The organism is Collinsella sp. wc0583 (assembly GCF_046116915.1).
Lineage (GTDB): Bacteria > Actinomycetota > Coriobacteriia > Coriobacteriales > Coriobacteriaceae > Collinsella.
Genome location: NZ_JBJXBN010000005.1, coordinates 190,475 through 213,379, shown reverse-complemented (window position 1 = coordinate 213,379; position 22,905 = coordinate 190,475). Strand labels below are relative to the sequence as shown.

At 61.4% G+C, this 22,905-nt stretch carries 18 protein-coding genes; all 18 read right to left on the bottom strand.

What is annotated here, in order from left to right:
• Positions 1-5 precede the first annotated feature (5 nt).
• Entirely contained in the window at positions 6-1,355 is a 1,350-nt protein-coding gene (rimO, locus tag ACKUUJ_RS06140; protein WP_409065008.1) for a 30S ribosomal protein S12 methylthiotransferase RimO, read from the bottom strand.
• A 26-nt stretch (positions 1,356-1,381) separates the two neighbouring features.
• Positions 1,382-1,879 (bottom strand): YajQ family cyclic di-GMP-binding protein, encoded by a 498-nt coding sequence (locus tag ACKUUJ_RS06135; RefSeq protein ID WP_022094699.1) that lies wholly within the window; start codon positions 1,877-1,879, stop codon positions 1,382-1,384.
• A gap of 26 nt (positions 1,880-1,905) precedes the next feature.
• On the bottom strand, positions 1,906-3,420 hold the full coding sequence (locus tag ACKUUJ_RS06130; RefSeq protein ID WP_409065007.1) for a helix-turn-helix domain-containing protein: 1,515 nt from the start codon (positions 3,418-3,420) through the stop codon (positions 1,906-1,908).
• On the bottom strand, positions 3,420-6,200 hold the full coding sequence (locus ACKUUJ_RS06125; protein WP_409065006.1) for a DNA translocase FtsK 4TM domain-containing protein: 2,781 nt from the start codon (positions 6,198-6,200) through the stop codon (positions 3,420-3,422). Before ACKUUJ_RS06125 ends, ACKUUJ_RS06130 begins: the two co-directional genes overlap by 1 nt.
• A gap of 1 nt (position 6,201) precedes the next feature.
• Positions 6,202-7,872, bottom strand: coding sequence for a ribonuclease J (locus tag ACKUUJ_RS06120; protein ID WP_409065005.1), 1,671 nt, complete (start codon positions 7,870-7,872; stop codon positions 6,202-6,204).
• Positions 7,873-8,510: 638 nt separating this feature from the next.
• Positions 8,511-10,757 carry a polyribonucleotide nucleotidyltransferase gene (locus tag ACKUUJ_RS06115; protein ID WP_409065004.1) on the bottom strand — a complete coding sequence of 749 codons (2,247 nt, stop codon included), beginning with the start codon at positions 10,755-10,757 and terminating at the stop codon, positions 8,511-8,513.
• 149 nt (positions 10,758-10,906) lie between these two features.
• Entirely contained in the window at positions 10,907-11,185 is a 279-nt protein-coding gene (gene rpsO, locus ACKUUJ_RS06110) for a 30S ribosomal protein S15 (protein ID WP_035138510.1), read from the bottom strand.
• Positions 11,186-11,323: 138 nt separating this feature from the next.
• Positions 11,324-12,073: a DNA repair protein RecO gene (recO, locus tag ACKUUJ_RS06105; protein ID WP_409065003.1), complete on the bottom strand. Its 750-nt coding sequence runs from the start codon at positions 12,071-12,073 to the stop codon at positions 11,324-11,326.
• 15 nt (positions 12,074-12,088) lie between these two features.
• Complete coding sequence (gene era, locus ACKUUJ_RS06100) at positions 12,089-13,165, bottom strand: GTPase Era (protein WP_409065002.1); 1,077 nt, start codon at positions 13,163-13,165, stop codon at positions 12,089-12,091.
• Between the two features lie 12 nt (positions 13,166-13,177).
• Entirely contained in the window at positions 13,178-13,555 is a 378-nt protein-coding gene (locus tag ACKUUJ_RS06095) for a diacylglycerol kinase family protein (protein ID WP_022094706.1), read from the bottom strand.
• A gap of 9 nt (positions 13,556-13,564) precedes the next feature.
• Positions 13,565-14,074, bottom strand: a complete 510-nt coding sequence (ybeY, locus tag ACKUUJ_RS06090) for an rRNA maturation RNase YbeY (protein WP_409065001.1) — start codon at positions 14,072-14,074, stop codon at positions 13,565-13,567.
• A complete protein-coding gene (locus ACKUUJ_RS06085) occupies positions 14,071-15,057 on the bottom strand; it encodes a PhoH family protein (protein WP_409065000.1) in 987 nt (328 codons plus the stop codon). Before ACKUUJ_RS06085 ends, ybeY begins: the two co-directional genes overlap by 4 nt.
• Positions 15,038-16,330: a MiaB/RimO family radical SAM methylthiotransferase gene (locus ACKUUJ_RS06080; protein ID WP_409064999.1), complete on the bottom strand. Its 1,293-nt coding sequence runs from the start codon at positions 16,328-16,330 to the stop codon at positions 15,038-15,040. The genes ACKUUJ_RS06085 and ACKUUJ_RS06080 overlap by 20 nt, the downstream gene beginning before the upstream one ends.
• A 9-nt stretch (positions 16,331-16,339) precedes the next feature.
• The gene (gene dnaJ, locus ACKUUJ_RS06075) at positions 16,340-17,488 is read right to left on the bottom strand and encodes a molecular chaperone DnaJ (protein WP_409064998.1); all 1,149 of its coding nucleotides are present in this window, start codon (positions 17,486-17,488) and stop codon (positions 16,340-16,342) included.
• A gap of 81 nt (positions 17,489-17,569) precedes the next feature.
• Positions 17,570-18,673, bottom strand: a complete 1,104-nt coding sequence (locus ACKUUJ_RS06070; protein ID WP_373204398.1) for a DnaJ domain-containing protein — start codon at positions 18,671-18,673, stop codon at positions 17,570-17,572.
• A 58-nt stretch (positions 18,674-18,731) separates the two neighbouring features.
• Positions 18,732-19,964 carry a radical SAM family heme chaperone HemW gene (gene hemW / locus ACKUUJ_RS06065; protein WP_409064997.1) on the bottom strand — a complete coding sequence of 411 codons (1,233 nt, stop codon included), beginning with the start codon at positions 19,962-19,964 and terminating at the stop codon, positions 18,732-18,734.
• A 2-nt stretch (positions 19,965-19,966) separates the two neighbouring features.
• Complete coding sequence (gene dusB, locus ACKUUJ_RS06060; RefSeq protein WP_409064996.1) at positions 19,967-21,010, bottom strand: tRNA dihydrouridine synthase DusB; 1,044 nt, start codon at positions 21,008-21,010, stop codon at positions 19,967-19,969.
• A gap of 4 nt (positions 21,011-21,014) precedes the next feature.
• Positions 21,015-22,826 carry a translation elongation factor 4 gene (lepA, locus tag ACKUUJ_RS06055; RefSeq protein WP_409064995.1) on the bottom strand — a complete coding sequence of 604 codons (1,812 nt, stop codon included), beginning with the start codon at positions 22,824-22,826 and terminating at the stop codon, positions 21,015-21,017.
• Between the last annotated feature and the right edge of the window lie 79 nt (positions 22,827-22,905).

Here is a 22,905-nt window from a genome sequence, read left to right as displayed (position 1 = left end):
CTCTCCTACTCCACAACATGACCGATAAGCTCATAGCAGAAGCTATCGGTAAACTCGACCGTCAGAATATCGCCCACGGACGCCTCGCTGGCGTCCAGATGCACCGCGCCATCGGAATCGGGAGCCTGGAACCAGGCGTGACCGATCAGCTCGGCGCCGTCCTCAGTCTCCTCGATGCCATCGACGATAACCTGGGCGCGCTCGCCCACATGAGCTGCCGTAGCGGCAAAACCGAGCGACTCGGCCAGGTCCATGGCCTCCTGGGCTCGCTCGAGCTTGACCTCCTCATCGACCTGTCCGTCCATCTTAGCGGCCAGGCTACCCTCCTCCCGCGAGTAGGCAAAGACGCTCGTGTAGTCAAAGCCGACGGTGTCCATAAAGTCGATAAGGTCACGGAACTCGTCGTCGGTCTCGGTCGGGAAGCCGACCATGGCCGTGGAGCGAATCACGATCCCGGGGATGCGCTCGCGAAGATCACGGAACAGATCCTCGAGCTCCTGGCGCGAACCGGAGCGACGCATGGCCTTAAGGATGCGCGCGTCACAGTGCTGCACGGGGATATCGATATAGGGCAGCACCTCGGGCGTATCGCGAATCGTCTCGATAAGCTCGTCGGTCATGCCCTCGGGCTGCAGATAGAGCACGCGGACCCAAACATTGTGCGGGCGCACGGCCTCAGCGACGGCACGCAGCAGCTGCGCCAGATTGCGCGGCGAGCCCTCGGCGACGTCCTCGTCGGCAAAGTCGGTGCCCCAAATACCCGTGTCCTGGCCGATCAGCACGATCTCGCGCACACCGCCGGCAACCAGGTCACGCACCTCGGAGATAATGCTCTCGGCATTGCGCGAATGATAGCGACCGCGAATGTAGGGGATCATGCAGAAGCTGCAAAAACGATTGCAGCCATCGGAGATCTTGACGTAGGCAACAGCGCCCTCGACGGTACGCTTGACCTGCGGGATATAGGCGGCAATCTCGCGCTCCACACCCAGTACGCCATCGATGACAGAGACGATACCGTCTTCCTCATCGGCCTTCACAAAGGCCGCGACCTCGGGAAGCTCGTCGGGCAGGTCATCGCCGTAACGAGACGGCACGCAACCACACATGACGATGGGGCAGCCGCGAACGCCGTCCTGCACCTCGTTAGCGAGCTCGAGCGTGGTCTCGATGCTCTCGGACGTCGCCGAGGCAAGAAACGAGCACGTGTTGACGATAGCGATATCGGCATCCTGCGGATCGAACGCTTCCTCGTAGCCCGCAGCGGTCAGCAGCGAACGCATGCGGTCGGTATCGACCTCGTTCTTGGCGCAGCCAAGCGTGATGTAGAGTACAGAACCCAACGGAGTATCCATGTTGGAGAACGGTCCTTTCGAGTAAATTAGCGGTAGTTGGTAAACTGCAGCGGCTGGCCGTAGTCCTGGTCGCGCAGGAACTGGATCACCGTCTGAAGCGCGTCCTTAGAAGCCGAGGAAACGCGCAGCTTATCGGCCTCGATGGTCACCTTGACCTTGAGCTTTTGATCCTTGATGTCCTTATTGATCTTCTTGGCGGTCGCCTGGTCGATGCCCTCGACAATATGGCCGAGCACGCGCACGGTACCGCCCGAAGCTGCCTGCGGGGCGTCCCAAGAGACAGCCTTAAGGTCGATACCGCGCTTGATAAGCTTAGAGCTCAGCACGTCGATGATCTGCTTGGAGACGAAATCGGCCGGAGCATTGATCGTAAAGAGTTTATCGCCCTTCGAAAGCTCGATGGTGGCGCCGGAGTCCTTAAGGTCATAGCGCTGAGAGATCTCTCGGGTGGTCTGCTGGAAAGCGTTATCGACCTCCTGCATATTGACCTCAGACACAACGTCGAAGCTGGAATCTTTAGCCATGGTACTTCCTTTCGGTACGGGGAGCCTTAGTAGCTGTCGTACGAATAGTCATCTGAACCGTTCGCTGTCTGCCCGTCGGATGCCGTGTCGGTGCCGTCGGCAGACTGGGGGTCGGTGCCGTCGGCAGACTGGGCGTCGGTGCCGTTAGCAGTATCGGTGCCGTCGGTACTTTCGCCGTCCTTGGAGTCTGTGGTCTCCTTCTTGGGAACGGTAATGGTCACGCGCGCCACGCCCGATGTCTTGGTGTCATAGCGGACCTTTTCACCGTTCTTGGTAACCGTGACGTCGGAGGGCTTGGACGTGGTGATCTCGATCGAGGACTCGGGCGTGTACTCCTGCTCAAAGGGACCTGTCGCCTGGGCGCCATAGACCGATTTACCGTCGACCTTGACTTCAATCCAGGCGGTCTTGCCCTTGGCAACGGAGACCTTGACCTTGATGACCTCGTCCTCTTCCTTTTTCGCCGTCGCCTTGGCGGCGTCCGAATCGGCAGAATCAGTCGCCTCGTCGGTGCCTTCATCCTCGTCAACGGATTCGGTCTTCTTGGAAGACTTCTTGGTCGTCGCCTTGGTGGCCGCGGGCGTCTCGGGCGTCGACTCGGGTGCAGGAGAGCCGCAGCCACGCAGAAGGACCACGATGAGCAAAATCAGCAAAAGCACTACGGCACCGATGCCAGCGTAAACGATACGCGGATCGAGTCCGTTGTTCTGGGAGACGCGCCCACCGCTGCGTGCGCGATTGGAGCCGCCACGACCGTTTACCTGAGGCATGCGGCCGGGGCCGTTATCGGGACGCCCACGATAGCCGCCCTGGCGCTGCGAGCCACGCTGGCCCGAACGCGGCGCAAGCTCGCCACGGTTCTGATAGTCACGCTGGTCAGAGAGAGGCGCCGAAGAGCGCTGGCCGTAAGGCTGCGATTGCGAACGAAGGCGCGGCGTCACCTGCGTGGTATCGGCGTCGGCATATCCACCGCGGGAACGCCCGGCAGAAACTCCGCGATAGCCACGACCGGAGTAGCCTCCGTCGCCGTAACCGGCGCGAGGATCGCGACTCAACCCGCGAGCGGCGGGAAGCGCACGGTCATCCGGCATGGGCGTACTGCGAAAGCGATCACGCTGAGAACGAATCTCCTCACTGGAGCCCGTCTCGGTGATATAACCCGCCTGCGGAGGACGCTGGCCGTACCGCGTCGAGCGACCACCCTGAACCATCAGAAAGCGTCCTTTATCGACCGACGAACGCGAGTTAACGTAGCCGGCAGCATCCTGAAAACGACCGCCCTGCTGCGAGGTCTCGCGTTCATATGCCATGAGGTCATCAAAATAAGCGTTGACGACCTCGCGCGGATTGAGGCCCAAAAAGCGAGCGTAGCTCGAAATCATACCCTGCGCATAGCCGCGCGGGGGCATCGATGCAAAGTTACCGGTCTCGAAAAACTCGATGATCTGCGGCCTGATTTTGATGGTGTTGGCGACCTGCTGGATGGAAAGGCCCATCCGGCGACGCTGCTCGAGCAGCATGACACCAAAGCGTGCAGCCATCAGAATCCTCCAAACTCACGATCTTCACGTGCCATCTCGGCGTCGACAGACTCCAGCGCGGCAAGCCCCTCCTCGTCCAGCAGGACCTCGCGCGGCTTGGAACCGTCGGGCGGGCCGACGACACCCTTTTCTTCCAGCATGTCCATAATACGCCCGGCGCGCGCATAGCCAACCTTGAGGCGGCGTTGCAGGCCAGATGTGGAGCCCAGCTGCGATTCCACCACAATATGGGCGGCTTCCCAGATAAGCGGGTCGTCATCTTGCGGCTCGGCAACGCCCATGCGAACAATGCCGCCACCACCAGCCATGGACATGGAAGCAGGCGCCACGGCAGACAGGATCTCCTCGTGGTAGTCGGGCTCGCTTTGCGACTTAACGAACTCGACGATCTCGTTGATCTCGTCGTCCGAGACAAAACAGCCCTGGATACGGCGGGGCTTGCCCCAGTCGACCTTGGAGAACAGCATGTCGCCCAAACCAGTAAGCTTTTCGGCGCCCATCTGGTCGATAATGACGCGGGAATCGATGCCCGTAGCCACGTTAAAGGCGATACGGTTGGTGATGTTGGCCTTAATAAGGCCCGTCACCACGTTAGAGCTGGGGCGCTGCGTAGCCACGATAAGGTGAATACCGGCGGCACGGCCCAGCTGGGCGATACGGACGATCGAGGCCTCGACATCCTTGCCGGCGACCATCATCAGGTCCGAAAGCTCGTCGATGATGATGACCAGATAGGGCATCTTTTGCGGCGGGTTATCGTAGTGTTCAAACTCGCCGGCTGCCTGCTTATCGTTATACGTCGATATCTTGCGAACGTTGAGGCGCTCGAAGACCTTTAGACGACGCTCCATCTCGGACACGGCCCATTGCAGTGCACTGGCAGCCTGCTTGGGCTCAGTCACCACAGGCACATAGAGATGCGGCAGGCCGTTATAGCCCGCTAGCTCGACGCGCTTGGGGTCGACCATGATCAGGCGAACGTCCTCGGGAAGAGTGCGCATGAGCAAGGTCGTGATGATGGAGTTAATCATGACCGACTTACCCGAACCAGTGGTACCGGCGATAAGCAGGTGGGGCATCTTGGCGAGGTCGGCGACAACCGGCGTGCCCTCGGCATCGCGACCGATAGCAAGCTCGAGCGGACCGCCCTTCACATAGGGAAGCACGTCGCCCAGGTTGACGTTCTGACGCTTGCGATTGGGAATCTCGATACCAACAAGCGAGGTGCCGGGGATCGGCGCGAAGATGCGCACCGACTGGGCGGCAAGCGAAAGCGCGATATCGTCCTCGAGGCTCGAGATCTTGCTCACGCGCTCGCCCTCACCGGGCTGCAGCTTAAAGGTCGTGACCGTGGGGCCAGCAATCCAGCCGACAACGCGGGCGCTACGGCCAAACTCAAGCAAGGTGGACTGCAACGACTCGGCAGTCTGTTCCAGCTCCTTATCAGAAGACGCGGAGGACGCCGACTGCGGGTTGGCGTGCAAGATATCGAGCGGCGGGAGCTTGAGGCCGTCCTCTTGATCGCCCTCGGCATCGGCAGTAGTACCGTCCGCTCCCCCATCGCCGGCCGCAACAGGAGCAGCGGAAGCCGTAGAGCTGGAGGCATCAGCAACCTTGGGATGCTTTAGGAAGTCGGGGATCTGCGGAGCTGCCGAAACGGGATTCACGGCAAACGGCGGTTCGGACTCGTCGGCCTTGTCCGGGTCGTCTTCCATCGAAAACTGTCCGGTGACCTGTCCTGCCTTGGCACGGCGACGCGGCAGCAAGGTTGTCTTGGCGGTCTCGAGCGGAGACTCGTCGTCCTCGTCATCGCCTTCGGTGAGCTCGATTTCGCTATCGGACCAAGACGGGTCGGACTCGCTCGTGTTGAGCTTGGGAGCGGCCTTGCCCTTCTTGGCATGACGGCGCGGCAGCAGCGTGGTCTTGGCGCGCTCGGCCTCCACGGCCTCGGACACGTCGACAAACGGGTCATCGTCCTCGTCGTCATCCAAAACAGGATCAACATCGCCACCCATGACCGTGGTCACGGCGGCGTCAGTTCCCTTCTGGCGCAGAATGCTCAGGTGCGGACGGGCGACGCCGGGAACCGACAGGGCCTCTTCATCGCCCCACGGGCTCGCATTGACATCGGCACGACGACGCTCGGCAAAATCGGCAGCGCGATCGCGTGCGGAGCGCAAAACGCCGCCCACCGAAAAGCCGATAATGACCAGGCCAACGACGACAAGCCCCAGCAAGACAACCATGGCAATAGGTTTACCCAGGGCGTTTTGCAAGGCGCTTGCGATAAAGGCGCCAATGTAGCCGCCCGAGACGGAAAGGTTCTGCGGCGTAAACATGAGGTCGCACGAGTCGGTCGTACCCGGCACCATCAGCGACAGGATAGAGACAATGGCCACAAAGACCACGGCGCCACCCGCGACCGAGCGAATATTGAGCGGCGAGTCCTCACCCAAAAAGAGCGTGGCGGCAAACAGCAAGATGACGATCGGCAGCACGTAGGCGCCCAGGCCAAAGCCAAGATGGTAGAAACCGGCAACCGCAGCTGTCACAGGTGCTGTTGCCGGGGAAATCACGGCAATGAAGGACGCAATCGCCAAAACGGCAATGACCACGCCGGCGATATCGCGATTGGCCGAAGGCTCGACCAGGGGCTCGAACTCATCGAACTCGGACTCGTGGCCCTTATTGGCACGAAGATGGGAACCGGCACCCTTAGCAGATGCCGGTTGGTTGTTGGCCTTATTGCCTTTGGCGTTTTGTGCAGATCCGCGCGCCAAACTAAACCTCCATGACGACCGGGATGATCATCGGACGGGTGCGCGTACGGCTCCAAATGAAGTTGGAGAGCGAATCGCGCACGGCCTTGCGAATGGCATCGGAGCCGCTGCTGGTAAAGCTAAACTTGCCCTTCTCGATCGTCTTCATGATGGCTGCGGAGGCATCCTCGGAGAACTGATCGTCGATGGCAAACGAAACACCGCGGCCCGAGAACTCGATAGCCTCGATCTTCTTGTGCTTGAGCGAGACGATGGCAACGGCCGTGACCATACCGTCGTTGGCGAGCTTTTGGCGATCGCGCAGGACGATGGGGTCGGTGTCGCCGATGCGAAGACCGTCGACATAGACGACGCCGGACTCGACGGGCGCACCGCGCTTGACGATACCGCCGCGCATCTCGAGCGTGTCACCGTTATCGAGGATAAAGATGTGATCGTCCTTAAGGCCCATCTTGCGGGCGAGCTGGGCATGGGCGCGCAGGTGAACGGCCTCGCCGTGAACCGGCATAAAGTAGGTGGGCTTGGCCATGGCCATCAGGAGCTTGAGCTCCTCTTGACTGCCGTGACCCGAGACGTGGACGAGGGCGCGAGACTTATCCCAGACGTCGCAGCCAAGCTTGGCCAGGCTGTTGACGACCTGCTGGACGGCCTTCTCGTTGCCGGGGACGGGAGTTGCCGAGAGGATGACGGTATCGCCCTCGTGGATGGAAAGCGTCTTGTGCTCGCCGTTGGCCATGCGGGACAGGGCCGACAGCGGCTCGCCCTGAGAACCAGTGCACATGACGACGATCTTGTCATCGGGCAGGTTATCGATATCGAAGGCATCGAGGATATCGGCATCGTCGATGTTGAGGTAGCCCAGTTCGCGCGCCACGCGGGTGTTGGTGAGCATGGAACGTCCGGTCACGACGACCTTGCGGCCGCACTTGCGAGCGGCGTCGCAGATCTGCTGCAGGCGATGGATGTGGCTCGAGAACGACGCGACGAACACACGGCCCGGGGCGTTCTTGATGGCGTGCAGCAGGTTGGGGCCGACTTCGGCCTCGGACTTGGTAAAGCCGGGAACCGTGGCGTTGGTGGAGTCGGAAAGCAGCAGATCGATACCCTGCTTGGCAAAACGGCTGATGGCGGCATAGTCGGGCGTGACGCCGTCGATGGGCGTCTGGTCGAGCTTAAAGTCGCCCGTGTGCATAACGGTGCCCTGGTTAGTGCGAATAAACACGCCCAAAGCACCCGGAATGGAGTGCGTCATGGAGAAGAAGTCGAGCGAGATGCCACCGAGATTGACGTGGCTTCCGCCCTTGACCTCGCGGAACTTAGGTGCGCGAATGCGGAACTCGGAGAGCTTGCCCTCGATAAAACCGAGCGTCAGCTTGCTCGAGAAGATGGGCACCTTGTTGTTGAGGTCCTGCAGCAGGTACGGAAGCGAACCGGTGTGGTCCTCGTGGCCGTGGGTGACGACGATGCCGCGGAGCTTCTCCTCGTTCTCCAGGACATAGGTGTAGTCGGGAAGTACCAGGTCGATACCGGGCTGGGAGTCGTCGGGGAACATGAGGCCGGCGTCGACGAGCACCATGTCGTCGCCGCACTCGAAGACCGTCATGTTCTTGCCGATGCCGTCAAGGCCGCCGAGCGGAATGATCTTCAAGGGAGATGATTTTTTAGCTGCCATAGGTTCGTGTGGTTTCCTTTCTTCGAAACGGGTCTGGAACAACCGACGGGGCGCTTCTGGCAAACCGACCGCCGGGAACGTACAAACATGCATCACAGAGTCGATGCAGTAACCACAGTATGATACCCATTTGCCCACCAACAGACCACCCATGCATCAAAGCCCCATCTGAGCCGGTCTATCCCGCCGGTTTCCCGTGGGGCGGGCACTGATGAAGTTTCCTGCTCTACAGTCCTGCTCACGACGGAGGCCACATTAAGTGGCCTCCTGTTCGTGCGGAACTCGCGATAAACTTCATCAGTGCCCGCCCCACGGGAAACCTGCCAAAACAAGACAGGTTTATTTTGGTCGGTTTTATCTGGAAGATGCTGCTGCGGCTATCTACAGATCTGAAATCTGACTACTGAATAGACCGTCTAACTAAATAGCGAGCGGCATTAACCAGCCCTTTTGCTTGCGCCCGGGAGGGCCGTATATGAAGTTTATCGCGAGTTCCGCACGCAAAGGAAAGCACTTAATGTGCTTTCCGTCTTGCGCAGGACTGTAGAGCAGGAAACTTCATATGCGGCCCTCCCGGGCGCAAGCAAAAGGGCGACCCCCTTAGGAGTCGCCCTTGTTGAGCTGCTTATGTTTAGCTGTTACTCGGCGTCGTGGTGACGGCGAGGCTTGCGGCCTCCGTTGTCGCCGGGACGGCGCGGACGGTCGCTGCGCTCGGAGCGCTCACGACGCAGACGCTCACGACGCTGAAAGTGCTCGCCGTCGCCCTCGGAGGTACCCTCGGCGCGAGCCGGGGCCTCGGGCTTATCCAGACGATCGAGCGAGATCTTGCCGCGATCGTCGACCTCGATGACGACGACCTTGACCTCGTCGCCCACATTGAGGACATCCTCGACCTTCTCCACGCGGCCCTTGGCAACGCGGGAGATGTGCAGCAGGCCGTCCTTACCGGGCAGCAGGTTCACGAAGGCGCCGAAGGGTTGGATGGAGACCACGCGACCGGTGTACTCCTCGCCCGGCTCGGGAACCTTGATGATGAGCTTGATACGCTCGACAGCCTGGTCGACGGACTCGCCGGTGCCGCCGACAAAGACGGTGCCGTCCTCCTGGATGTCGACCGAAGCGCCGGTCTCGTCCTGGATGCCACGGATGACCTTACCGCCGGAACCGATGACGTCGCGGATCTTGTCAGTCGGGACCTGGATGGAGACGATGCGCGGAGCGGTGCTGCGCGTGGTATGGCGCGGCTCGGGGATCACATCGAGCATCTTCTGCAGGATGAAGGCGCGACCCTCCTTGGCCTGCTGCAGGGCGCGGGCCAGGATGTCGAAGGTAAGACCGGTGGCCTTGTTGTCCATCTGCAGGGCGGTGATGCCCTCAGTGGTGCCGGTGACCTTAAAGTCCATGTCGCCCAGGAAGTCCTCGAGACCTTGGATATCGGACAGGACCACGGTCTTGCCCTCCTCCTGGATCAGACCCATGGCGATACCGGAGACCGGGCGCTTAATGGGCACGCCGCCGTCCATAAGGGCGAGCGTGGAGCCGCAGGTCGAAGCCATCGAAGAGGAGCCGTTGGACTCCATGACCTCGGAGACGACGCGGATGGCGTAGGGGAACTCGTTCTCGTCGGGGAGCACCGGGAGCAGAGCGCGCTCGGCCAGGTTGCCGTGGCCGATCTCACGGCGCTTGGGGCTGCCCATGCGACCGGTCTCGCCGGTGCAGAACGGCGGGAAGTTGTAGTGGTGCATGTAGCGCTTGCCCTCGGTGGGCTCGATGGTATCCAGACGCTGGCCCTCGTTGAGCATACCGAGCGACAGGACGGAGAGCACCTGGGTCTGACCGCGCTGGAACAGGCCGGAGCCGTGAACGAGCGGCAGGTAGTTGTCCTTCACCATGATGGGGCGAATCTCATCGGCAGCACGGCCATCGACGCGCTCACCGGTCTCGACGACCATGGTACGCATGGCCTTCTTCTCGAGCTTCTTAAGCGCCACGGGAATCTCGCGCTCCCAAGTGGCCTGCTCCTCATCGGTGAACTCGGCGCGGATGGACTCCTTCAGAGCCTCGACCTTACCGATACGGGAGAGCTTGTCGGCATCGCGAAGGGCGGCCGCCATCTCGTCGTAGTGGGCGAAGATGCGCTCCTGGACCTCCTCGACGGGCTGGTCGAGCGGGTACTCCTTCTTGACGATGGGGCCGTTGACCTGCTCCCACTCGGCGACGAACTCGTCCTGAGCCTGGCAGAAAGCAGCAAGGGCCTCCTGGCCAAACTTCATGGCGGCGAGCATGTCGTCCTCGGAGATCTCCTCGGCGCCGGCCTCGACCATCGAGATGAAGTCGGCAGAGCCGCCCAGCTCCAGGTCCAGATCGGAGTTCTCACGTTCCTCGTAGGTGGGGTTGACGATAAACTCGCCGGTCTCCACATTACGGCCGATGCGCACGCAGGCAAGCGGGCCCTCGAAGGGCACGCCGCCAAGCGTCATGGCCAGAGAGGCACCCATGACGTTGATGACGTCGAAGGGGTTGACCTGGTCGGCGACGAGCGAGGTGGCGACGATGTGCACCTCGTTGCGGAAGCCGTCCGGGAAGCTCGGGCGAATCGGACGGTCGATCATGCGCGCGGTAAGCGTGGCCTTCTCGCTGGGACGGCCCTCACGCTTGAGGTAACCACCCGGGATGCGGCCGGCGGCGTACATCTTCTCGTTGAAGTCGACGGTCAGCGGGAAGAAGTCGTAGTTCTTGCGCTCCTTGGAGACGACCACGGTGTCGAGCATCGTGGTGTCGCCCTGCTTGACCAGGCACGCGCCGGTAGCCTGCTTGGCAAGCTCGCCCGACTCAAAGGTGTAGGTCTTGCCGTACAGCTCAAAGGTCTTGGATACGAGTGTCATTGTTCTCCTTTACCCCACAGGCCCCTTGCCTGCGGGCTTCTCATGTGACGCGGGCCCCCTGCCCCCGCCACGCTTCAGAGCGTGATTGTTCACGCCCTTACACAAAAAGAGCGCCCCGCTGCGCAGGACGCTCTTAGCATGTACAAATCCTACTGGATGTTGTCGCGGATGCCCAGAGCCTTGATGAGCTCACGGTACTCGACGATGTCGTTCTTCTTGATGTAGGAGAGAAGACGACGACGACGGCCGACGAGCATGAGCAGACCGCGACGGGTGTGGAAGTCCTTCTGGTGGGACTTCATGTGCTCGGTCAGCTCCTTGATGCGCTCGGACAGGATGGCGACCTGAACCTTGGGGTTACCGGTGTCGACCGGGGTGTTACCGAACTGGGCAGTCAGCTCCGCCTTGCGCTCTTTGGAAACAGTCATTGTTTCACCTTTCGTTTTACGTCGCCCGCGGGCGACTCGATTCGCCTCGGACTGGGAAGCCGCCGGTGGAGCGAGCAACCAAGGTCGAGGTACCAACAGGTCGGTATGTTACCACAAGCAGCCCGCGCCCGCGCATCATCACCGACCCAACATGAATTCCATCGCACGGAGGCGCTGATCGGCATGTGTTGCCGCCCAGACATGCGAAAGCCCCAACAAAAAAGCGGCAGTATGGGGATCGATCCTCTCAGCCAAAAGCGCATCGAAGGTCAGGGACATGAGGGCGCGCAGCCATGCGACCTCACCGGTCGATACCAACTCTGCACCCGGAACGCTCGACGCGCACGAGCCGCACATGAGCCCGCCGGCCTGGGGCGAAAAATACGACAGCATGGGGTCTCCGCACAGCACGCAGGCAGAAAAATCGGGTCGATAGCCAACATGCGACAGCAGCTTAAACACATATGCCGCCACAAGTAGATCCGTATGTGCCGTATCGAGCCCGCTGCCCACCAGGGCAAGCGCCCGCTGCGTGATGGCAAAGGTAAACGGGTCCTCGGCGTCCTCGAACGAGCACACGCGCGCGACCTCGGCGATCGCGCTTGCGGCGCAGGTCGTCTCGTAATCGGGCGCAGCTCCGAGCGGCGCCTCCATAAGCTCGGCCTGGGAAACCACATCGAGCGACCGTCCATGCGCGAGCAGCATATCGACAGTACAGAACAGCTCGCAGCGCGCAGCCAGGCGCCCACCGGGTTTGCGGGCGCCCTTTGCCACGGCACGAACCTGCCGACCCCGCTCGTCAAGCATCGTCAGGATCAGGTCCGTCTCTTTGAGCTTCGTCTTGTCGAGGACGAGCACCTTCGTGCGATATGTCCGGGAGCCTGCCATGCGCGCCGCGAGTCCTTACTCCTCGGCGTTGTAGCCAAAGCGGCGAATCTGGGCCTCGTCGTCACGCCAGCCGGCCTTGACCTTCACGTCCAGCTCCAAAAAAACCTGCGTGCCAAAGATGCGCTCAAGATCGCGACGGGCGTCGATACCGATATGCTTGATCATCTCGCCGCCCTTGCCGATGATGATGCCCTTTTGGCCCTCGCGCTCGACGTAAATGGTGGCGTGCACGCGCAGCACCTTCTTGGTCTGCTCGAGCGCATCGCAGATTACGCCAACGGAGTGCGGAATCTCATCACGCGTGCGGCGCAAGACCTTCTCGCGCACAAACTCGGCAACGAGCGTCTCATCGGAAGCGTCGGTACCCATGTCCTCGGGGAACCAACGCGGGCCCTCGGGCAAAAAGTGCGCAACGGTCTCGATAAAGGCATCGACGTTGAAGTTCTTGACCGACGACGTCACGATCTCGTCGTCATATTCCATGAGCTCGTGGGCTGCCTTAAGCTGCTCCATGACCTGTGCGGGGTCGGCCTCATCGGCCTTGGTGAGCACCAGGACCTTCTTGGCACGAGCGTTCTTGACGCGCTCGGCAACCCAGGCGTCTCCCCTGCCGATCGGCTTGGTGGCATCAATCAAAAACGCGACGACGTCGACATCGTTCAACTCGAACAGCGCGCTCTTGTTGAGCTCGGACCCCAGGCCGTCCTTAGGCTTATGGATACCCGGGGTATCGACAAAGACCAGCTGGTAGCCGGGACGGTTGACGACGGCGCGCATGCGGCGGCGGGTCGTCTGGGCCACTGGCGAGGTGATGGCGACCTTTTTGCCATAGCAGGCATTGAGCAGTGTGGACTTGCCGGCGTTGGGGCGGCCGACCAGGGCCACGAAGCCGCTGCGGAAACCGGGCTCAACGTCGCCAAAGCCCGCGAGGCTATCGTCCTCGTCGCACAGGGCGTCGAGCTCCTCGTCACTCATGTCCTCAAACGGGTCGAACTCCTCGACATCCTCATAGGCCTCGTTCGCTTCGGTATCCACCGCATCCAGGGACTCGTCGTCCAGAGTTTCATCGATAGGCTGCATATTGTCGGACATGGAAATCCCTTTCTAAATAAAGTCGAGCGCGTGGGCAAATACCAGCAAGCCCACAATCGCGGCGGTAATGGAAAGTACGTATACGGAGGCGGCGGCGATATCCTTCGCACGCTTTGCCAGCGGATGGAGCTCCTGGGTCGCCAGGTCGACAATCGCCTCCATAGCGGTATTGCACAGCTCGCCGTGAATCACCAGGCCACAGCAGATAATAACCGTGGCCCACTCGGCAATATCGAGGCCGACAATGCAGCCGGCAATGACGGTGCACACGCCCGCCACGAGCATGACCTTAATATTGCGCTCGGTCTTGACGGCGGTAACGAAGCCCTCCATGGCGTAGGAAAACGACTTTAAGAAGGACGGATGGTCCTTGTTCGATCCGGGAATCATAGACGGCTCCTAGTCGTGGGCGTGGTTGGTAATGGGGCCGACGTGGACCAGCTTGGGGTCCTCGCCGCGCTCGAGCGCCAGATCGCGCAGGATGGCGTCCTCGCGGGCCTCCATGACCTCGGCCTCGTCGTCCTCGATATGGTCATACCCCAGCAGGTGCAGCATGCCATGCACGAGCATCAGGCGGCACTCGTCGGCAGGGCTATTGCCAAAGCCGGGGGCCTGACGGGCAATGACCTGCGGGGCCAGGATGATATCGCCGAGCTCGAGCGTCTCGTCGGCGGGAATATCCTCGTCAAAGGCCGAGTCACATTCAAACGAGAGGACATCGGTGGTTCGGTCGATACCGCGCCACTCGTGGTTGAGCTCGTGCATCTCGTCCTCATCGACATACGAAAGGGAAATCTCGACTTCACGCTCAACGCCCTCGGCGGCAAACACGACCTCGCAGATGTGCTCTACCTCCTGCGCATCGAGCAGCGTATCGAGCTCGGCATCGTTGCTGATCAATACACTCAACGGGACTCCTTTCGGTCGTGTACGCGCTTCTCGCGCACATCATCATAGGCATCGTATGCCTCGACGATACGCCCAACCAAGGCATGGCGCACGACGTCGGCACGCTCGAGGTGAGAAAATGCGACATCGTCGACACGGCCCAAAATCTGCTCAACGTCGGCAAGACCGCCACGACGACCCACCAGGTCACGCTGACTCAGGTCACCGGTAATCACAAACTTGGAGTTAAAGCCCAAGCGCGTCAGAAACATCTTCATCTGCTCGGGCGTGGTATTTTGCGCCTCGTCGAGCACCACGAAGGCATCGCTCAGCGTGCGGCCGCGCATGTAGGCAAGCGGGGCGATCTCGATCACGCCACGTTCCATAAGTTCATCGGTGCGTTCGCGATCCATCATGTCAAAAAGGGCGTCGTAGAGCGGACGCATATAGGGATCGATCTTTTCCTCGAGGGTACCGGGCAAAAAGCCCAGGTTCTCCCCAGCCTCGACAACCGGACGCGTCAAGATCAGACGGCCCACCTCGTGACGCTTGAGCGCGGCGACGGCGAGCGCCATGGCCAGATAAGTCTTACCGGTACCGGCAGGACCCAGACCAAACGTGATGGTATGCGAGCGGATGGCATCCACGTAGCGCTTTTGGCCGAGCGTTTTGGGGCGAATGACGCGACCACGATACGAAAGCAGCACGTCGTCGCGAAGCGACGTAGCCTCGTGCTCACCGTCGCGCAAGACGGCAAGGCAGCGAGAGACATCGTCGGCAGACAGCGTGCGTCCGGCGGCCGCCTCGCGAAAAGCGTACTCGAAAAAGCGCGCCACGAGCTCGACCTCGTCCGGGTCACCGCTCACGGCGATGCTGTCGCCACGGGCGACCACGTGGGCGCGAACCAAGCTCTCCAGCGCACGTAGGACGCCGTCGCCGGCACCCAAAACGCGCGAGGGGTCAATACCCTCAGGAACGGTAAGTCTAATCTTCGAGGCTTCCATGAACCTCCCTGCGTGCATGGACCAAGCCGGAATCATCGACTCCGATGATAGCAACATCGAGCAGGCACGGGGCTGTGAGTCCATGGGTATCGTCAAGACGGGCATGATGGAACGAACCAAGCGTCAGGTTGTCGCCATACTCGAGCACGGCGCGTTCAACGGTTCCCACGCGACGGCGAGCGTCGGCGATCGCGAGTTCTTGCGCCGTGGCTCGCATACGACGACTGCGCTCGGCCATAACCTCGGGCGGCACCTGGTCGGGCATATCGGCAGCAAGGGTACCGGGACGTTTGCTGTAGCGGAACACGTGCATACGCGAAAAGCCCACGCGGCGGCACAGCGCCAGCGATTCCTCAAACTCCTCGTCCGTCTCGCCCGGAAAACCGACGATGACGTCGCACGAAAGGGACGCCTGAGGCAACTTGGCGCGAATCATGCGCACCGTCTCCTCGAAGGTCTCGGCGCTATAGGGACGGCCCATGCGTTGCAGCGTCCTGGTGCAGCCGGACTGCACGGGCAGGTGCAAAAACGGGGAGATGCGCTGCGGATAGCGCGCCATGACCTTAAGCAGGCGATCCGAGATATCCATGGGCTCGACCGAGGAAATGCGCACATGCGGAATGGACGTGCGCTCCATAATCGCCTCGAGCAGCTCATCGATCTCGACGTGTTCGTCAGTCGCGCTCTTGCCATCGTAGGCGCCCAGGTTCACGCCCGTCAGCACCACCTCGGGCACGCCGGCCTCCTGGGCCTCGCGAACCTGCTCGAGCACGGACTCGACCGGCACGGAGCGCTCGGGGCCGCGGGCCTTCCACACGATGCAATAGGTGCAACGATGATTGCAGCCGTCCTGGATCTTCACGCCCAGACGCGAGCGCCCGAGTGCGTCGACCACCTCGACGTCGCTGCAGGCGGGAACGTCATCGGACTCAACGCCCAGCACCTCGCAGACGCGTTCGGCGACATCGATCTTGGACGGCTCGGCGATCACGCGGTCCGAAAGCTCCAATAGCTCCTCGGGGTGCAAATTGACCACGCATCCGGTCACGACCACATAGGGCTCGCTTGGATAGGCCAGCGCATGGCGGACGGCCTTACGAGTCTTGGCCTCGGCCTCGCCCGTAACGGCACAGGTGTTAATGACGATCAGCTCAGCATCCTGAGGCTCCACCATTGCAAAGCCCAGGCGCATTAGATCGGCAGTGATACGGTCAGACTCAACCCGGTTGACACGGCAACCGAGGTTGACGACGGAAATATGGGGTGCGAGCACGCGGGCTCCTTAATCGAGGATATCGTCGAGAGCGCTCTTAATGCGATCGGTCACCGACTTCTTACCGGAAGCGACATCATCGCCCATCTCATCGGCAAAAGCACGGAGCAGCTCGCGCTGCTTATTGGAAAGATTGGTGGGAACGACCACGCGCAGTTGCACGATCAGGCGACCACGCGAACCGCCACCGCCAATGCGCGGCATGCCGTAATTATTGACGCTCACGGTGTCGCCGTACTGGGCGCCGGCGGGAACCGTCACCTTAACGACCTCGTCGGGCATGATACCCTCGACCTCGATCTCGCAGCCGAGCGCAGCCTGCGCAATCGAGACATCGCTCACGAGGTACAGGTCGTCACCGTTGCGCTTAAAACGCTCGTGGTCGGCGACGCGCACGTTGACGATCAGGTCACCCGAAGGTTCGCCGCGAAGGCCGGCCTCGCCAAAGCCGCTCACGCGCAGCTGGCGACCGGTCGAAACGCCGGCGGGGATATCGATGTCGATCTTTTCGTGCGAAGGTGTACGGCCCTGACCGTCGCAGGTCTCGCAGGGATGGTCGATGACCGTGCCCTCACCGTGGCAGTCGGGGCAAGGCGAAGAGGACTGAACCTGGCCCAGGAACGAGCGCTGGACCGTCGTGACATAGCCTGTGCCGTGGCAGCGGCTGCACTGCTTTTCCTGTGCGCCCTCGGCCCTACCGGTGCCGTTACAATCCTCGCAGGGGGCAAGACGGTCATAGCTGATCGTCTTTTTGCAACCGAGTGCCGCCTCCTCAAGGGTCACCGAAAGGGAGATCGCCATATCGCGGCCGCGACGACGCTCACGGCGATTTCGGGCGCCACCGCCGGCACCGCCGCCAAAGAACGACGAGAAGAGGTCGTCCATGCCCATGCCGCCAAAGATATCGTTGATATCGACGTAGCCCGAACCACCAGGGCCGTCCGCGGTGCCGTAACGGTCGTAGTTAGCACGCTTCTGCTCGTCGGAAAGAACGGAATAAGCCTCGTTGAGCTCTTTGAACTTGGCCTCGGCCTCGGGGTCGTCCGAAACGTCCGGGTGTACGGTACGGGCCTTCTTTAGAAACGCGCGCTTAATCGTCCGCGCATCGGCATCCTTGTCGACGCCAAGTACCTCGTAGTAATCCCTATTTTCCGACACGACCGAATCCTTCCGACTTTCATTATTGTCACAGTGCGTCCTATACCCAAGCTGGGCCGGCCGCAAACAGAGGGCTAGATGTTATTGCATTGCGTAGGGCGAAAGCATGGCGCGTTGCGAGCAGCTCGCAAACCAAACCGACACGAGCGCGAACATAAATCCGTTGGCAAAACCGTTGGCAAACTGCATCACGCCGCGCTTCCACCACAGCAGGCTGCGGTGCAGCACGCCGTCCGAGACCACCATGAACAAGCCCATGGCAAACGGAATAAAGCACATCACGGCAAAGGCCGAGAACACGCCCGAGATGGCCGACAGCACCAAAAACGGCGCCACGATGCCCATCAGGTAAAAACCGGTACGGGCCTTGCCTTCCAGACGCTCGGCCTCAACATGAGCGCGACCGACCAGATCGCCGCCCGAGGCACCGTTGGTGCCGGCGTGACCCATGCCGCTAATGCGGACCTCGTCGCCATCGTGCGTGCCGGCAGGAAACTCAATTGTCTGCTCGGAGGTCACACGAGTTCGCCCGCTGCCGCCGCAATCGGGACAGGGGTCGGCGACGACCTTACCGGAACCTCCGCACTCGGGGCAGACCGACTGGAACGTGCCGGCACCGAACAGGAAGGACAGGTCGACGTCGATGTGGCCGCGACCGCCGCAGCTCGGACAGGTATGTGCATGCTCGGACGAGACAGAACCCGAGCCTCCGCAGTGACCACAGGTATCGAAGCGCGTATAGCGAACGGTCTTGCGGGCACCGCCCTTGGCCTCCTTGGCGTCGAGCTTAATATCGACGACCACGTTGGCGCCGTTCTCGGGATTATAGGCAGCCTGCCCGCGACGCGGCTGGCCCCAGGCGCCACCAAAGGGAAAGCCGCCCTCAAAGGGATTGCCATAGCCCGCGCTACCGGCGTAGCCGCCGCCATAGGGCGAAGCCGTAGGAGCGCCGGCAAAGGGGTTGCCCGAGCGCATGGCGTCGTAGCGCGCACGCTTCTGCTCGTCCGAAAGCACGGCATAGGCCTCGGAAACCTCTTTAAACTTTTCCTCGGCATCCGGTTCTTTGTTGACGTCCGGATGGAGCTTGCGGGCCTTTTGCTGGAAGGCCTTCTGTATATCACGCGAGGTGGCGTCCTTGGAGACACCCAAAATCTCGTAGTAATCTTTTTCGTTCATCGTCGCCATGCGCGGCAACCTCCTGCTCACAGCAGCGTATATATTGCGGTAATTCTACCCGAGCGGCCTAGGCTAGACCCCAAAACAGCTCGAACAGCACATTTCCATCGAGCCAGCCCAAGTGGGTGGGCGCTAAACGAGCACGGACGCGACCTGCGATAACGTCTTTCGAGATGACGCGACCCGCATGTCCTTCAATTTGATCGGGCACCCAAGTGGCAAGGCCCAACTCGAGCGCACGGTCACAGGCCGCCGCCAACTCATCTGCGGCGATCATGCTTGCCGAGCGAACCAACAGATCGGGGCCAATGCCACGCGTCATGCGACAGGCGAGCATCAAATCCTCGGCCGCCGCCTCGCGCTGCGACAGATACTCGGCATCAAACGTCGTCGCGGCATCGTCGCGTTGCACCAAGCGCACGCGATATGCATCGCCGCGAGCAGGCACGTCGGGATACAGCCCGGCCAAGCGATCGAAATCCTCGGCGTCGAGCATACCGGCGGCAGAGCGACCCAAGCCCAGATAGCCCTGTCCGGTCCAATAGGCAATATTGTGGGCGCACTCATGACCGTCGAGCGCGTAGCTTGCAACCTCATACGGGTGATAGCCGGCAGCACCCAGACGCTCACGCGTCGCGTCCATACACGAAGCCTGAAAATCCTCGTCGGGCTCGAGCGACTCGTCGCAGCACGCCATGCGGTAGAGCGGCGTGCCCTCCTCGAGCGTGAGAGGATACACCGATACATGATGCGGCGCCGCCGCCAGCACGTCATCGAGTGTGCGCTGCCAGCTTACGATGGTCTGCCCGGGAAGACCGCACATAAGGTCGCACGACACATCGAGCCCAGCGTCCTTAACCGTCATGATGGCAGCGAGCGCCCGATCAGCATCGTGAATACGGCCGATGGCGGTAAGTTCGGCGTTATCGAGCGTTTGCACGCCCAGAGAGACGCGTGTGACACCAACCTTGGAAAGCGCAGCGGCAAGCTCGGCGGTCAACGATTCGGGATTGGCCTCGCAGGTGAACTCAACGGGCTTACACCACGCAGAGATACGCCGGGCGAGTTCTACCAGACGCTCCCCCGCCAGCGACGGCGTGCCGCCGCCAACATAGACGGTGCGGATGCCCTCGAGCGCCCCGACGTCTCCAAAGGCATCGAGGCGCGCATAAAGCAGCTCAAAATAGGCATCGAGCGCAGCGCTCAGGTCGCACGGAGCAAAACTGCGTGAGTCAAAGTCACAGTACCGGCATTTTTGGGCGCAAAACGGCACGTGCACGTACAGCGCGGTAACGGCCACCGTTAGGCCTCCAGCGGATGAGCGGGCACCGACTCGCCGGCGGCAAGCGCAGCCTCGCAGGCCACCACATCGCGCTCGATATCATCGACCAGCGCCATGAACTCCTCGTATGTGGAGCAACGCACCACTTGGGCGCGCCAGGCGGCAGCATGGGGCATGCCCTTTAGATACCAGCTCGCGTACGTACGGGCACGCGACATGAGCGGTAGAAGCTCGTGCGTCAACGTCAGGTGCTCACGCAGAGCCTCCAGGCGCTCAACCGAGGAGCGAGAAGGAACCGGCGTGCCATCGAGTGCAAGGGCTCGGGCATCGCCGAACACCCACGGATTGCCGTAGATGCCGCGCGCGATAAACACCGCACTGGCACCCGAGCTTTGCAGACGCCCCGCCGCACCCTCGGCCGAGAACACGTCGCCCGAACCGATAACGGGAATCTCGACGGCGTCGGCCACCTCATCGACGACCGACCAATCAGCCTGGCCCGTATAGAGCTGCGTGGCACAGCGACCATGCACCGCCACCGCGGCGGCGCCTGCCCCCTCGAGCATCTGGGCAAACGTCGCGGCATTGCGGTCCTCGGCGTAAAAGCCCTTGCGGATCTTGACGGTCACGGGCACGTGCGCCGCGCCTACCGCCGCCTCGACGATCTGCTCAGCCAGCTCGGGCGTGCGCATAAGTGCCGAGCCCTCGCCCTTGGTGACGACCTTGCGAGCCGGGCAGGCCATGTTGATATCGATCAGTGACAGGCGATCGCCCACACGCTCCTCGACGGCAGCGACAGCGCTCGCAAACTGATCGGGTTTGGAGCCAAAGAGCTGCACGCAGATCTGCTGTTCCTCATCGGCCGGTAGCACCAGGCGCCACGTCTTGTTGCTCGCGTAGGCAAGGCCCGCCACGCTCACCATCTCGCTATAGGCAAGATGGGCACCGCGGCGGCGGCACATGATGCGGTAGGCAGGGTCGGTCACACCGGCCATGGGAGCCATAAGGAACGGCTGCTCAGCATAGGCGCCCAGCAGCCGCTTGCTGTATTCAGAAAGCGCCATGGACCTACTCGTCCACCTTGAGGATCGCCATAAAGGCCTCCTGCGGGACCTCGACCGAGCCGATGGCCTTCATGCGCTTCTTGCCCTCTTTTTGCTTCTCGAGCAACTTGCGCTTACGCGAGATATCGCCGCCATAGCACTTGGCCAAAACGTCCTTGCGGCGCGCCTTGACGGTCGAGCGGGCGATGATCTTGTTGCCGATGGCGCCCTGAATAGGCACCTCAAACAGCTGACGCGGAATGATTTCCTTGAGCTTGTCGCACAGACCGCGGGCCAGGCCATAGGCCTTGTCCTTGTGCACGATAAACGAAAGCGCATCCACCTCGTCGCCCGAAAGCAGGATATCGAGCTTGACGAGCTCGGAAGGACGATACTCGTTAAACTCATAGTCAAGCGAGGCATATCCCTTGGTACGGCTCTTGAGCTGATCAAAAAAGTCCAGGATGAGCTCGGCGAGCGGCATATCAAAGCGCATCTCGACCGATTTGCTCGTGAGATGGATCATGTCGGTCGTAATGCCGCGGTGCTCGATAGCGAGCTGCATGACAGCGCCCGTATACTCGGGCGGGCAGATAATTTTGGCCTTGAGGTAAGGCTCCTCAATGCGCTCGATGCGCGTGGCCTCGGGCAGATCCTGAGGGCTGCGGACATCGATCATCTCACCGTCGGTCTTGTAAACGTGATAGTCGACCGAGGGACTCGTGGCAATGAGGTCCAGGTTGAACTCGCGCTCCAGGCGCTCCTTGACGACCTCCATATGCAACAGGCCCAAGAAGCCAACGCGGAAACCAAAGCCGAGTGCCACCGAGGTCTCGGGCTCCCACACCAACGACGGGTCGTTGACATGCAGTTTATCGAGAGCGTCGCGCAGATTCTCGTAATCCTTGTTGTCGATCGGGAACAGGCCCGTGTAGACCATGGGCTTGGCCTCGCGGTAGCCGGGAAGCGGCTCGGGGCAGGGATTCGACGCCCACGTGAGGGTATCGCCCACGTGCACGGCCTCGGGATCCTTCAGACCCGTGACCACGTAGCCAACCTCGCCGACCGTCAGCGCATCGACCGGGGTCTCGGCGGGACGCTTGACGCCCACGCCATCGACCAAAAAGTCGCCCTCGGCCTGCATCATGCGCAGGGTATCGCCCTTCTTGATAGAGCCGTCAAAGACGCGGACCGTGGCAACGACGCCGCGGTACTCATCGAAATACGAATCCAGGATGAGTGCCCTGAGTGGCGCGTTTGCATCGCCCTTGGGCGGCGAAATCAAAAAGACGATGGACTCCAGCAGGTCGTGGATGCCCTCACCGGTCTTGCCCGATACGCATACGGCATCGTCGGCAGGGATTGCCAGGTCGTCCTCGATCTCGGTCTTGACCTCATCGGGGTGCGCCGACGGCAAATCGATCTTGTTGATAGCGGGCACAATATCCAGGTTGGCGTTCATGGCGAGCGTCGCGTTGGAGACGGTCTGCGCCTCGACGCCCTGAGTGGCGTCCACGACGAGCACCGCGCCCTCGCAGGCGGCCAGCGAACGCGAGACCTCGTAGGTAAAGTCCACGTGGCCCGGCGTATCAATCAGGTTGAACTGATACGTCTCGCCATCGTCGGCGTCATAGGAAACGCGAACGGCATTGGACTTGATCGTGATGCCGCGCTCGCGCTCGATATCCATGGTGTCGAGCAGCTGCGACTCCATGTCGCGCTCGTCGACGGTATGGGTGAGCTCGAGGATGCGGTCACTGATCGTGGACTTGCCATGGTCGATGTGCGCAACGATCGAGAAGTTGCGGATGTGGGAAATGTCAATTGAAGTATTCATGCGGACTATCTTACCCGAGCGGTACAAAAAATGGAGCCTGTTCCATAAAACAGGCTCCATTTATGCGCGTAATCTGTGT

What these genes read in the sequence shown, in the direction of transcription:
- rimO (WP_409065008.1), bottom strand. Translation starts at nt 1,355, where the DNA reads ATGGATACTCCGTTGGGTTCTGTACTCTACATCACGCTTGGCTGCGCC.
- ACKUUJ_RS06135 (WP_022094699.1), bottom strand. Translation starts at nt 1,879, where the DNA reads ATGGCTAAAGATTCCAGCTTCGACGTTGTGTCTGAGGTCAATATGCAG.
- ACKUUJ_RS06130 (WP_409065007.1), bottom strand. Translation starts at nt 3,420, where the DNA reads ATGGCTGCACGCTTTGGTGTCATGCTGCTCGAGCAGCGTCGCCGGATG.
- ACKUUJ_RS06120 (WP_409065005.1), bottom strand. Translation starts at nt 7,872, where the DNA reads ATGGCAGCTAAAAAATCATCTCCCTTGAAGATCATTCCGCTCGGCGGC.
- ACKUUJ_RS06115 (WP_409065004.1), bottom strand. Translation starts at nt 10,757, where the DNA reads ATGACACTCGTATCCAAGACCTTTGAGCTGTACGGCAAGACCTACACC.
- rpsO (WP_035138510.1), bottom strand. Translation starts at nt 11,185, where the DNA reads ATGACTGTTTCCAAAGAGCGCAAGGCGGAGCTGACTGCCCAGTTCGGT.
- recO (WP_409065003.1), bottom strand. Translation starts at nt 12,073, where the DNA reads ATGGCAGGCTCCCGGACATATCGCACGAAGGTGCTCGTCCTCGACAAG.
- era (WP_409065002.1), bottom strand. Translation starts at nt 13,165, where the DNA reads ATGTCCGACAATATGCAGCCTATCGATGAAACTCTGGACGACGAGTCC.
- ACKUUJ_RS06095 (WP_022094706.1), bottom strand. Translation starts at nt 13,555, where the DNA reads ATGATTCCCGGATCGAACAAGGACCATCCGTCCTTCTTAAAGTCGTTT.
- ACKUUJ_RS06085 (WP_409065000.1), bottom strand. Translation starts at nt 15,057, where the DNA reads ATGGAAGCCTCGAAGATTAGACTTACCGTTCCTGAGGGTATTGACCCC.
- ACKUUJ_RS06070 (WP_373204398.1), bottom strand. Translation starts at nt 18,673, where the DNA reads ATGGCGACGATGAACGAAAAAGATTACTACGAGATTTTGGGTGTCTCC.
- dusB (WP_409064996.1), bottom strand. Translation starts at nt 21,010, where the DNA reads ATGGCGCTTTCTGAATACAGCAAGCGGCTGCTGGGCGCCTATGCTGAG.
- lepA (WP_409064995.1), bottom strand. Translation starts at nt 22,826, where the DNA reads ATGAATACTTCAATTGACATTTCCCACATCCGCAACTTCTCGATCGTT.